The following is a 12579-nucleotide window of genomic DNA, read 5'->3' as shown; positions in this document are numbered from 1 at the left end:
CACCTTATTTCCCTGTAATTTTTGAAAGTATTTGTATTATCTCTTCTATCTTTTTTTCAATATCTTCTTCATTATTAGCTTTTGAAAAAGCATCCTTTACACAGTGATTTAAATGCTGCTTTAAAATTAACATATTAGCCTTTTTTAAAAGGGATTGAGCTGCAATTATTTGATTTGATATATCAATGCAGTACCTTCCATCTTCTATCATTTTTATTATTCCCTCTATTTGTCCTTTTGATGTCTTTAAAGATTGAATTGCTTTTTTTCTTTCATCATTCATTTTTACATGTATATCACTCATATTATACCTCCCCTACCCCGTGGGGGTGTTTTGATTTTATTATACACCTAATATTTATAATTTGCAATATTCTTTTATTATCTATATCTTCTTGCAGTTGCATAATCACTTCTCCATGCAGATGATATTTTTACAACATCTCCTGTTCTTGGTGCATGAATATACATCCCATTTCCTATGTAAATTCCTACATGATGTATTCTTCCTTTTCCTTTATTATTTGCATAAAAAACTAAATCTCCTAGCTGAAGCTGACTCTTTGGTACATATTTACCTGATTTCCCTTGATCTCTAGACACTCTAGGCATTTTAATACCAAAATTAGCAAATACATATTGAGTAAATCCTGAACAATCAAAACTATTTGGTCCAGTAGCTCCCCATTTATATGGTTTGCCTAAAAATTTCATAGAATATGCAACTATATCATTAGTTGATACATTTCTCACTCCTCTAGACGGAGTATATTTTGATACTTTTTTTGTGATTCCATAAACATTTTGCTTTATTTGATTTATTACCATCTCATCATTTTTCACTTTATTTGAATATAATGCAGCTTGTTTTTGAGCTTCTTTGATTAGCTTGTCCTGTTTAAACTTATCTTGTTTAAGTATTTCCAATTTTTCCATTTGTTCATTAGCTGCAGTTATTAACATATATCGTTCATCTTTAAGATTTTCTTTTTTTATTCTAATATTGTCTTGTTTAAGTTTTACCTCTTGCATAATTTTTTTATCAAGTTCAATAATTTTTTTTACAGCCTCAATTCTTAAAAATAAATCACTTAAGCTTTCAGCACCAAATATTACATCCAAATAACCTCCTAGACCATTTATATACATAGCTCGCATTCTCAAATTATAAAGTTCTTTTTTCTTTTTAGTATCACTTTCTGCCTTTTGAATATCCTTTTCTGTTAATTCAATATTTTTTTTAATTTCCCTTATGTTACTTTTATTATTATCTACTTCTCTCATTTTCGTTTCTATTTGATCATCTAAATGTTCTATTTCTTGCTCTATATTTTCAACTTTTTCTTTAGCGTTTTTTAATAGTGTCTTGTTCTGCTGCAATTGATTTTGTTGATTTTTAAGTTTATCAGATAATGGTGCTGCCTTAACTCCTGCGCCATTAATTGTAATTACTAAAGATATTGCTATAAACAAACTCAACCTTTTTCTCATCTATACTTCTCCTTTTAACTATTACTTTTTCTTAGACTGATTTTTATTGTTGTTCTTTTTATTTGTATTTAATCCACAACAATCTAACTTCTCACTTCCAAAACTTTTTTCATTCTCCACTGCTATTTTCTTTATAAAATTTTTAAACCATTTTTTCATATTTTCCATCTCCCTTAATATCTTTGAGAATATTATATTTGTTTTTTGTGAAGATTTTATGTTTTTTATATCACTAAAAAATTTTTAAAAATACAAAAGAATAGTTTATTTTATTACCAACTAATAAAATAAACTATTCTTTTGATTTCTTCATAAAATCTATATATATGTTTAGTAATATATAATTCAAAACATTTAAAATTACTAACCTGGAGGAATTTAATATGAGAATAAAAAAAGAAACTTTTAAAGTAAAAGATATGCATTGTAAATCCTGTGAACAAAAGCTAGAAAAAGAACTAAAAAAACTTACTGGTGTAATAAATATCATAGCTTCTTATGAAGAATCTTCTGTTTTTATTGCATATGATTCAAGTCTATGCAGTACAAATAACATAAAAAAATCAATCACAAAATCTGGATATTCAATAGGTTCTTCAAACAAAACTTTTTCCGAAATAATTAAAATATTAGGAATACTACTTATTGCTGGAACAATAATTATTCTTGGAAATTATTCTGGCGGTTTTGATATGAGTTCTATACTTCAGCAAGAAGTAACCTATTTTGTATTGTTTATAATAGGACTTTTCACTTCTGTTCACTGTATTGGTATGTGTGGTGGAATTATGATATCCCAAAATATTTCTACAGTACAAAAAAATAAATGGCAATCAATAAAACCCTCCATACTTTATAATACAGGAAGAATAATTTCCTATACTATTTTAGGTGGAATTGTTGGTGCTATAGGATCAATTTTTTCTATATCATTAGAAATTAAATCTTCTATAACTATTTTTGCTGGTATATTTATGATTATTATGGGATTTAATATGTCCGGTTTTAATTTATTTAGGAAGTTTCATATTACACTGCCTTGGTCCACCTGTTCCATAAAAAATAAATCAAAAGCTCCTTTTATTGTAGGAATCTTAAATGGGTTAATGCCTTGTGGCCCACTACAAACAATGCAGCTTTATGCGCTTGGTACTGGTAGTGCAGTACAGGGAGCACTTTCAATGTTTATATTTTCACTGGGAACAGTTCCTCTCATGTTATCTTTTGGACTTGCAACCAGCTTTTTAAGTAAAAATTTTTCTAAAAAAATTCTTAAATTTAGCGGAATTTTAGTATTTATACTTGGTTTTATAATGATAAATAGAGGCTTAGCCCTATCTGGCATAAATTTATCTCCTAAACAAAGTTTATTAAAAAGTAATTCTACAGTTTCTTTTGCAAAAGCTGAAATACAAGATAATATTCAAATAGTAAAAATAAATGCTGACTATAGTGGATATAATCCTAATATTATATATGTACAAAAAGGAATTCCAGTAAAATGGATAATAGACGGTAAACAAATTTCTTCTTGTAATAATGAAATAATTATACCTTCATTGAATATCCAAAAAAAATTAATATCTGGAGAAAATATTATAGAATTTACACCTGGCAATGAAGATATAAATTTTAGCTGCTGGATGGGTATGCTTAGAGGTATCATAAAGGTTACTAATGATTTAGAAACTGTTGACACCTCTAACACTTCAGAAATAGTTCCTTCTTCTTCTGGAAGCAATTGCTGCAGTGTACCAATTAACTAGAACAAAATTCACTTCGTGAACTGTGAAACAAAATTATCCACAGTTTTGAAATTTTATATTTTTCTATACAGAAATAAAGGCATAAAATCTTTGAAAACACAAGATTTTATGCCTTTTAATTTTAATTAATAAATTTATCTAGCCATATTTTCACATTCTACAGCACATCTGTTGCAAATGTCTTCACATTTTTTACAATGTTCTTGAGTGAAATTAGCACATTCTTGTCCACAAGTTCTACAAATGTTAGCACATAATGAACAAATTACCTTAGAAAACTCACTATCTCTGGCCATAAATTGAGCTGATAAAACACATATATCTGCACAATCTCTATCTAACTTTATGCAGCGAGCCATAGTTTTAGGATCTGGTTCATTTAAACAGGAAGTTGCACAAAATTCACATACTTGAGCACATTCTAAGCAAATATCAATACATTTTTGATATTTTTCATTTGAAGTTACAGTTGCCATCATATATATCTGACTCCCTTCTTAACTTTTATTACAAGTCATAGTATCTCCTATATTCTAAATTGTATTCTTCTAATTATGCTCAAGCTAGCATTCATACAGCCGTATTTTCTTTATACGGATATTCGTTTCAAAAATTTTTTAACTCTTATATCCTTAGGATTATCAAATATTTCTTCTGGTGTTCCCTGCTCTACTATTTTTCCACCATCCATAAATATAATTCTATCTGCAATCTCTCTTGCAAATGCCATCTCATGCGTAACAATCATCATAGTCATTCCATTATACGCCATACTCTTTATAACGTTTAAAACATCTCCTATTAATTCAGGATCTAAGGCAGATGTAGGTTCATCAAATAAAATTACTTTTGGTTCTAATGCTATTGCTCTACCAATACCAATTCTTTGTTGCTGACCTCCTGATAATTGAGAAGGATATTTATATTTTTGTTCTAGTAATCCTACTTTTTTAAGTATATCTAAGGCCTTTTCTTCTGCATCTTTTTTGTTCATTTTTTTCACTACTATTAATGCTTCCATAATATTTTCAATAGCAGTTTTATTTTTAAACAAATTATAATTCTGAAATATCATAGCAGTACACTTTCTTAAATCTACTATATGTTTTTTACTACTACATTTTGCATTAACAGATACTTCGCCTATCTGAATAGTTCCTTCATTAGGAATTTCTAAATAATTTATACATCTTAAAAAAGTAGATTTACCAGTACCCGATGGACCTATAATTACAACAACTTCTCCCTTATTTATTTCTAAATTAATTCCTTTTAAAACTTCTATTTCGTTATAACTCTTATACAAATTATTAATTTTTATCATATTTGATTTTCTATTAAAATTATACACTTTACCCATATCATCACATCCTAATACGCTGCATTCATTTTTCTTTCTAACACCTTTTGTATATATTCAAATATTATTATAACTATCCAATATAATAATGCTACTGCTAAATAACTTTCAAACAATCTATAAGAAGATGCTCCTTCCATCTGAGCCTTTCCCATTATTTCTGCCACTCCTATTGTAAAAGCTAATGAAGAACCTTTTACAATATCTATAAAATTATTAGCTATTGATGGAAGAGCTACTCTTGCAGCTTGCGGAAAAATTATTCTTCTCATTGCTTGCCCATAACTCATTCCTACTGATAAACATGCTTCCATTTGCCCTTTATCAATAGAATTTATAGCTGCTCTAATGCTCTCAGACATATAAGCAGAAGCATTTAACCCTAACCCAATAATAGCTATAGTATAAGCATCTAAATTTTTAAGTAAAGGTATAACTTGTGGAAATCCAAAATAAAGTAAAAACAATTGAGCAATTAATGGTGTTCCTCTAAAAAATGAAACATATAAGTTACTAAAAAAATATATAGTTTTTACTTTCGAAACTCTTACTAAAGCTAATAGTACACCTAAAAACAATGCTATAATCATGGAAAATATCGAAATACTCATAGTTACATGTAAATATCTAAATAATATAGAAAATAATCTGCTAACATATTGTATATCAAAATTTATCATTCATATTCCACCACCAATTATCTCTTATCAGTTATATCTATATCAAACCATTTTTTTGATATATTTTTTAAAGTACCATCAGCTCTCATATCTTCTATAGCTTTATTAACATTTTCAATAAGTTCTTTGTTATCTTCTTTTTTAGGGAAAGGGAAAGAATTTTCATTTATGGCAATAGGTTCTCCTGCTAACTGTAAATCTAGTTTTGTTTTTTTAATTAATGCTAAGCTTGATACCCTATCCATTAGAAATGCGTCTATTCTACCTAAAGTAACATCCTGTTCTAAAGCCCCACCATCATATGTGATAATATTAATCTCATTATTTTTATCAAATTTTCTTAACATTTGTTCATAATTGCTTCCCAAACTAACTCCTACTTTTTTGCCTTTTAAATCTTCAAATCCTTTAATAAAATCATTTCCTTTTTTCACAACTAATTGAGCTCCAGAATATACATAAGGAGTAGTAAACCAATATTTTTCCTTTCTCTGTTGAGTTATTGATATTTGATTAGAAATTGTATCCAACTTATCTGTCTCAAGCATACCAAATAAACCACTAAATTTTGCTGTTACAAACTCAACATCATAACCAATTCTCTTTCCAATTTCATTCCATACGTCTATTTCAAATCCTTGCAACTCATCATTTTCTACAAAAGTAAATGGATAATATTGTCCTGAACTTCCAACCCTTATTACTTTTTGATTTTCTGTTGTATTTTGTTTTGTACCACATCCTATTAAACCTATCATTGAAACAACTATTGCTAGTAATACTACACTTAATCTTTTTAACATATTTGACTTCTCCTCTTTTCTTATTATTACTATATGTTTACTGGGTTTTATGTTTAAAAATAATTAACTTATTTTTATTAAATAAGCTAAAATCAAACTCATAATTAAAATATTATATTTTTTATTATTTCTCCTCCAATTATCGTTCCTGCTACTAGTGGTACAAAAGATATACTGCCTGGAATTTGTCTTTTTATAGTACACTTTTCACTTCCACCACTACATACGTATCCCCTTTCTTTCCTAGTATTCCTATAGGTTTTATGTTGTTTATATATTATATTATTATAAAAAAAAAGTCAATGTAATTATTATGTAATTTTAATATTCCCAATTTTTTTAGTATAAATATCATTTAGATAATAAAAAAAGCCAAGAAAATATATCCTTGGCAGATAATAAACTATTTTTTCTCAACAAATTAATTAAAAACAATCTAAACTTTTTATCTAACGAATAAATTCTTGCATTTGTTTTAAACTCATTGCTCCAGTTATGGATCTAACTATATTACCATTTTCATCAATTAAGAACGAAGTGGGTATACCTGAAACACTATATTGTTCACCAACTTTTGTTTTAGTATCAAGAAGCACCTTAAATTGGAACTCATTATTATCAATGAACTTCTTTACGTCATCTTTATCTTCACCTATGTTAACTGCCAACATCACCGTATCAGAGTCTTTAATGTTCTCATACAACGTATCCATATCCGGCATTTCACTTCTACACGGACTACACCAACTTGCCCAAAAATTCAAGAACACTTTTTTACCTTTATAATCACTCAAAGATATTGTATTTTCATCTAAATCAGCTAAAGTAAAATTATTATCTTTATTATAATCAATTTCACCAGCTTCTTTCTCACCCTCTTTTTCTTTATCTAATTTTTCATTTTCTTCTTGTTTTATTTTTTCATTTTGTTCAGTGTCTTCAATCACTTTATTTAAATCATTTTTATAAGAATTTGTATACAGTTTTATTCCATAAAAAGCCACTATAATTATAGTAACTGAAATAAGTCCCACAACTGTTTTTTTAGACATATTATACCACCAACCTATCTTAAGTTTAGTCGCTATAGCTTAATTTAACTATTTTCTTCAATTTAGTCGTGTTAACTACTAAGTCTAGCTGTTTCACTAAACATATTAATTACCTATAAAACCAAAATACTTATTTAAAAGAGTCAGTTTATTAGTAAAAGTCATTACTCCCATAACTATTAAAAGTAGCCCACTGATTATAGAAATCACAGGAAAATATTTATATAATTTTCTAATATAATTTGAAGCTTTATCCATTAATAACGCAGTTAATAAAAATGGTACTGCAAGCCCTGCTGAATAAAATACTAGTAAAACTATTCCTTTACCTAAATCACTTGTGCTTCCTGCATATATCAAAATAGAAGAAAGTATTGGTCCAATACATGGAGTCCATCCTGTTGCAAATGCCATACCCATTAATATTGAACTTAAATTCCAATTTCCTTTATTAAAATTTAATAATCTTTTTTCTCTGTAAAAAAAACTTATCCTAAATACTCCCATTGTATGCAATCCAAAGATTATTATTAGTATCCCACCTATTTTTCTAAATATATCTCTATTATTCGAAAATATTGTTGTAATAGAACTCACAGATATTCCCATCAAAATAAACACTATTGAAAATCCAATTACAAAGCCTATGGATTTTTTTAAAATAACTGTCTTACTTCTACCAACTGATAAATCTTCTACACTAAGCCCAGTTAAATATGTAATATATCCAGGTATAAGAGGAAGTACACACGGTGATAAAAATGATAGTACTCCCGCTGAAAATGCAAGTAATATGTTTATATCTCTCAACTAGATCAACTCCTATTCTTTCAGTTTATATTAATTTTATGTAGATTTTATGAAGATTTATTTTATACTTTTATGTCTACAAATTTTAATAAAATGCATATACTATACTGAAACTGTTGACTACATATATTTATTTACTTATACTATGTATGTAGTTATAAAAGTATAAAACCTAAAGTTCTATATAATAATCAATTAGTAATTAAAGTTGATTTATTTTTATAAAACTAAATTTAAATTAATTTTTAGTATTGAATTTATATATAAGGGAGTAGCTAGCACATTTTTATTGTGTAACACTGTCAACATACTGGTGTTTTCACCTGGCTTTGTTTTAAATAGTGAGACTTATGTATAACGTTTTTTTGCGTTATATATTAGTCTTTTTTTATTTTGCTTAAAAGCAGCATAAAAAATTATTATTTTTACCTAAATATTTTTTACTATAAAATTTTAAAAGGAGGCAATAAAATGAATATATTATCTATAATATTTATAGCATTCGGATTAGCTATGGATGCATTTGCCGTATCAATTACTAGTGGAATAATCATTAAAAATTTAAAAATTAAAAATGCACTAAAAATAAGTTTTTATTTTGGTGGATTTCAAGCTCTAATGCCTTTAATTGGATGGGCAATCGCTTCTAAATTTAGAAATTATATAATTATATTTGATCATTGGATTGCTTTTATTTTCTTAGGACTTATAGGGGGTAAAATGATTTATGAAGCTATAACTTCAAAAGAAGATAAAGCAACATTCAATCCCTTAAAAGATACGGTATTATTATTTCTTGCTATAGCAACCAGCATTGATGCATTAATCGTAGGAATAAGTTTTGCTTTACTCAAAGTTTTCATAATAGAAGCAATAAGTATAATAGGTTTGATTACTTTTGTAATATCTTTTGTAGGCGTTCTAATAGGTAAAAAATGTGGAGAGCTTTTAAAAAAAAGAGCAGAAATTACGGGTGGTATCGTACTTATATTAATAGGAACAAAAACATTAATAGAACATCTTATTCAGTAACCAATAGCTAATTACCAGTAATATACTAAGACAAAAAATACACTAATGTAATTTTTAACTTAGATTTAACACATACTTAACATATCTAATATAAATTTTTGATAAAGTTATCTAGGTACTATTTTTAATATTTATAACTTATTCTTTAAAACGTTAATTTAAAATTAAAATTGCTCTATAACGAGGAGGATAAACATGGCTTTAGAAATTACATTAGGTATCTTAGGAGGACTTGGATTATTCCTATATGGAATGAATTTGATGGGTACTGGCTTACAAAAAGCAGCTGGAAAAAAATTAAGTAAAATAATAGAACTCTTAACAAGTAACAGATTCATGGCGACTTTAGTTGGAGTATTTGTTACAGCCATAATCCAAAGTAGTAGTGCAACTACTGTTATGGTAGTTGGTTTTGTAAACGCAGGAATAATGAAATTAACTCAAGCAATTGGAGTTATAATGGGTGCAAATATAGGAACTACCGTAACTGCACAACTTGTATCTTTTAAATTTACAGATATAGCTCCAGTGGCTGTAGCTATAGGTATGGGAATATATTTATTTTCCTCCAATGAAAAAACAAAACAAATAGCTGAAATATTAATAGGTTTTGGTATATTGTTCATAGGTATGGATTTTATGAAACATGCAGTTAAGCCTCTAAGAGATGTTCCAGCTTTTAAAAATGCTTTAGTTACTTTTGGTCATAATCCTTTTTTAGGTATTTTAATGGGATTTGGATTAACAGTAGTGGTTCAAAGCAGTAGTGCTTCAATGGGTATATTACTTGCCTTAGCTTCTGAAGGATTAATTCCTTTATCTTCTGCTCTTCCAATTTTATATGGAGATAATATAGGAACATGTGTTACAGCACTTTTATCAAGTATAGGTGCTAGCAAAAATGCAAAACGTGCAGCTATAATGCACTTATCTTTTAATATCATAGGAACTCTTTTGTTTGCATTGATTTTAAATACTCCTATAACCTATATAGTAACAAAGCTTAATCCAACAGATGTTACAAGACAAATAGCTAATGCTCATACGTTATTTAATATTATAAATGTTGTTATTCAGTTTCCATTTGCTATGCTTTTAGTTAAGCTAGCTATGAAAATAATACCTGAAGTTGAAAATGAAGAACAACTAAAAACAACAAAATATCTTGATGATAGAATATTGGAAACTCCTTCTATAGCGCTTCCTAACACAATCAAAGAATGTCTTAGAATGGGGAAAATAGCTAAAAAATCTTTTGAAAGTTCAATGGATGGTTTCTTTAATAAATCTAAAAAAGATTTACAAAATACTTTTGAAAAAGAAAAGGAAATTAACGCTTTAGAAAAAGCTATAACTGAATATCTCGTAACATTATCAAATAAATCTGTATCAGTTGGAAATCGAACAATTGTAGATGATTTGTTTCATACTGTAAATGATATAGAAAGAATAGGAGATCATGCAGAGAACATTGCAGAACTTGCTACTATCGTAATAGAAAAAGATCTACCTTTTTCAGATTCATCAAAAGGAGATTTACAAAACATGTTTAATAAAGTTCTAGATGCTTGTACATATGCATTAGATGCTCTAAAAAATGGAGATACAAATTTAGCATTAGATGTAATTAAATTAGAAGAACAAGTAGATTTCTTAGAAAAATCCTGTAGAATTAATCATATACGTAGATTAAGTACTACTTCATGTAATACTGAATCAGGTATAATCTTACTAGATATAGTTAGTAATATGGAAAGAATTGCAGATCATGCATCTAATATAGCTAGAGCTGTCATTGATGCAAATACAGATAAAGTATCTTAAATATTTATCACTTAATCCCTATCCATAAAAAAATCCCAAGTAGATAATTAAAATCTACTTGGGATTTTTTTATTCTTTATTTAATTATTATTATCTTTCAACTATAACGCTTGTTCCCATTCCGCCACCTATACAAAGTGTAGCTAAACCTTTTTTAGCATCTCTCTTTTCCATTTCATGTAATAAAGTAACAAGTATTCTTGCTCCTGAGCATCCTACTGGATGACCAAGTGCTATAGCTCCTCCATTTACATTTACTCTGTCCATTAATTTATCAAATCCTAATTCTCTTGAAACTGCTATACTTTGTGCTGCAAATGCTTCGTTAGCTTCTATAAGATCCATATCTTCTATATTTAATCCTGCTCTTTCTAATGCAACTTTTGATGCTCCTATTGGTCCAAGACCCATTACTGAAGGATCTACCCCTTTTGAACCATAAGAAGCTATTTTAGCCATTGGTTTTATTCCTAATTCTTCAGCTTTTTCTTCACTCATTATAACAAAAGCTGCTGCTCCATCATTTATTCCTGAAGCATTTCCTGCTGTAACTGATCCATCTTTCTTAAATGCTGGTCTTAATTTAGCTAATTTTTCAGCAGTTGATCCGAATTTTGGATATTCATCTGTATCTACTACTACTTCACCTTTTCTTGTTTTTACAACTACTGGAACTATCTCATCTTTGAATCTTCCTTCTTTTATTGCTTTTTCTGCTAATTGTTGAGATCTTAATGAAAATGCATCTTGTTCTTCTCTAGTTACACCATATTTATCATTAACATTTTCAGCTGTAATTCCCATATGGTAGTTGTTAAATGCATCCCACAATGCATCTTTAATCATTGTATCTACCATTTTTCCATCGCCCATTCTTTGTCCCCATCTTGCACCTTCAAGTGCATATGGAGCTCTTGACATGTTTTCTGTTCCACCTGCAACAATTATATCTGCATCTCCTGCTTTTATCATTTGTGCTGCTAATGATACTGCTCTTAATCCTGAACCACATACTTTATTTATTGCAAATGTTGGTACTTCTACTGGTATTCCTGCATTTATAGATGATTGTCTAGATGTATTTTGTCCTTGTGCAGCTTGAATAACATGACCCATTATAACTTCTTCAACTTGTTCTGGTTTAACTCCAGCTCTATTTAATGCTTCTTTAATAACTATAGATCCTAAATCTGCTGCTGAAACATCTTTTAAAGCTCCTCCAAATGCTCCTATTGCTGTTCTTACTGCACTTGCTATAACTATATTTTTCATAATAATACCCTCCTATTTATTTTCAATATTTATTATTTTTCGAATTTTAGAACTATTTTTTATAAATTTTTTAATAAATAAAACTTTATTTAAACTTTTTTATATTTTATTAAACCGTACTTGTATAACTCTCAAATAGATTTAATTATTTTGAATAATCAAAGAATCCTTTTCCTGTTTTTCTACCAAGCCATCCAGCTCTTACGTATTTTCTTAATAATGAATGAGCTCTATATTTTGAATCTTGTGTTTCATTGTATAATACATCCATTATAGCAAGACATACATCTAATCCTATAAGATCTCCTAAAGCTAAAGGTCCCATTGGATGATTTGCTCCAAGCTTCATAGCTGTATCTATATCTTCTGCTGAAGCTATTCCTTCTGCTAAAATTCCTACTCCTTCATTTATCATTGGAATTAATATTCTATTTACTACAAATCCAGGTGCTTCTTCTACTTGTACTGCTTGTTTTCCTATTTCTTCTG

General features: G+C 28.2%; 14 protein-coding genes and 1 pseudogene. 3 read left to right on the top strand and 12 right to left on the bottom strand.

What is annotated here, in order from left to right:
• Positions 1-4: 4 nt before the first annotated feature.
• The 3 genes from OW763_RS14640 to OW763_RS14630 form a co-directional block, all read right to left on the bottom strand.
• Positions 5-283 (bottom strand): metal-sensing transcriptional repressor, encoded by a 279-nt coding sequence (locus OW763_RS14640; RefSeq protein ID WP_268042215.1) that lies wholly within the window; start codon positions 281-283, stop codon positions 5-7.
• Between the two features lie 98 nt (positions 284-381).
• A complete protein-coding gene (locus OW763_RS14635; protein WP_268042007.1) occupies positions 382-1491 on the bottom strand; it encodes a C40 family peptidase in 1110 nt (369 codons plus the stop codon).
• Between the two features lie 21 nt (positions 1492-1512).
• On the bottom strand, positions 1513-1650 hold the full coding sequence (locus OW763_RS14630) for an LDCC motif putative metal-binding protein (protein ID WP_268042005.1): 138 nt from the start codon (positions 1648-1650) through the stop codon (positions 1513-1515).
• A 224-nt stretch (positions 1651-1874) separates the two neighbouring features.
• On the opposite strand from OW763_RS14630, the gene OW763_RS14625 reads away from it, so the two are divergent.
• Positions 1875-3257: an urease accessory protein UreH domain-containing protein gene (locus OW763_RS14625; protein WP_268042003.1), complete on the top strand. Its 1383-nt coding sequence runs from the start codon at positions 1875-1877 to the stop codon at positions 3255-3257.
• A gap of 134 nt (positions 3258-3391) precedes the next feature.
• Here the strand turns inward: OW763_RS14625 and OW763_RS14620 are convergent, their stop codons facing one another.
• The 7 genes and pseudogenes from OW763_RS14620 to OW763_RS14590 all read right to left on the bottom strand — a co-directional run bounded on the left by OW763_RS14620 (position 3392) and on the right by OW763_RS14590 (position 7962).
• Positions 3392-3736, bottom strand: a complete 345-nt coding sequence (locus tag OW763_RS14620; protein ID WP_336296901.1) for a four-helix bundle copper-binding protein — start codon at positions 3734-3736, stop codon at positions 3392-3394.
• A gap of 110 nt (positions 3737-3846) precedes the next feature.
• On the bottom strand, positions 3847-4581 hold the full coding sequence (locus tag OW763_RS14615) for an amino acid ABC transporter ATP-binding protein (protein ID WP_268042212.1): 735 nt from the start codon (positions 4579-4581) through the stop codon (positions 3847-3849).
• 47 nt (positions 4582-4628) lie between these two features.
• Positions 4629-5297 carry an amino acid ABC transporter permease gene (locus OW763_RS14610; protein ID WP_268042002.1) on the bottom strand — a complete coding sequence of 223 codons (669 nt, stop codon included), beginning with the start codon at positions 5295-5297 and terminating at the stop codon, positions 4629-4631.
• A gap of 17 nt (positions 5298-5314) precedes the next feature.
• A complete protein-coding gene (locus OW763_RS14605; RefSeq protein ID WP_268042001.1) occupies positions 5315-6100 on the bottom strand; it encodes an amino acid ABC transporter substrate-binding protein in 786 nt (261 codons plus the stop codon).
• Positions 6101-6204: 104 nt separating this feature from the next.
• Positions 6205-6333: pseudogene (locus OW763_RS14600) on the bottom strand (tRNA threonylcarbamoyladenosine dehydratase); the annotation flags it as partial.
• A gap of 216 nt (positions 6334-6549) precedes the next feature.
• Positions 6550-7152 carry a TlpA disulfide reductase family protein gene (locus OW763_RS14595; protein WP_268042000.1) on the bottom strand — a complete coding sequence of 201 codons (603 nt, stop codon included), beginning with the start codon at positions 7150-7152 and terminating at the stop codon, positions 6550-6552.
• Between the two features lie 105 nt (positions 7153-7257).
• The gene (locus OW763_RS14590; protein ID WP_268041998.1) at positions 7258-7962 is read right to left on the bottom strand and encodes a cytochrome c biogenesis CcdA family protein; all 705 of its coding nucleotides are present in this window, start codon (positions 7960-7962) and stop codon (positions 7258-7260) included.
• Between the two features lie 471 nt (positions 7963-8433).
• Between OW763_RS14590 and OW763_RS14585 the strand changes: the two genes are divergently transcribed.
• On the top strand, positions 8434-8994 hold the full coding sequence (locus OW763_RS14585) for a manganese efflux pump MntP (RefSeq protein ID WP_268041997.1): 561 nt from the start codon (positions 8434-8436) through the stop codon (positions 8992-8994).
• A 195-nt stretch (positions 8995-9189) separates the two neighbouring features.
• Positions 9190-10818: a Na/Pi cotransporter family protein gene (locus OW763_RS14580; protein WP_268041995.1), complete on the top strand. Its 1629-nt coding sequence runs from the start codon at positions 9190-9192 to the stop codon at positions 10816-10818.
• Positions 10819-10908: 90 nt separating this feature from the next.
• Here the strand turns inward: OW763_RS14580 and OW763_RS14575 are convergent, their stop codons facing one another.
• Positions 10909-12090 (bottom strand): acetyl-CoA C-acetyltransferase, encoded by a 1182-nt coding sequence (locus OW763_RS14575; RefSeq protein ID WP_268041994.1) that lies wholly within the window; start codon positions 12088-12090, stop codon positions 10909-10911.
• A 145-nt stretch (positions 12091-12235) separates the two neighbouring features.
• On the bottom strand, positions 12236-12579 hold a 344-nt coding region (locus OW763_RS14570; RefSeq protein WP_268041992.1), incomplete at its 5' end, for a 3-hydroxyacyl-CoA dehydrogenase family protein.

Origin of the sequence: Clostridium aestuarii, assembly GCF_026735135.1 — a bacterium.
Lineage (GTDB): Bacteria > Bacillota > Clostridia > Clostridiales > Clostridiaceae > Clostridium_H > Clostridium_H aestuarii.
The sequence above is the reverse complement of the archived record's forward strand: the minus strand, read 5'-3'. Positions and strand labels throughout refer to the sequence as shown.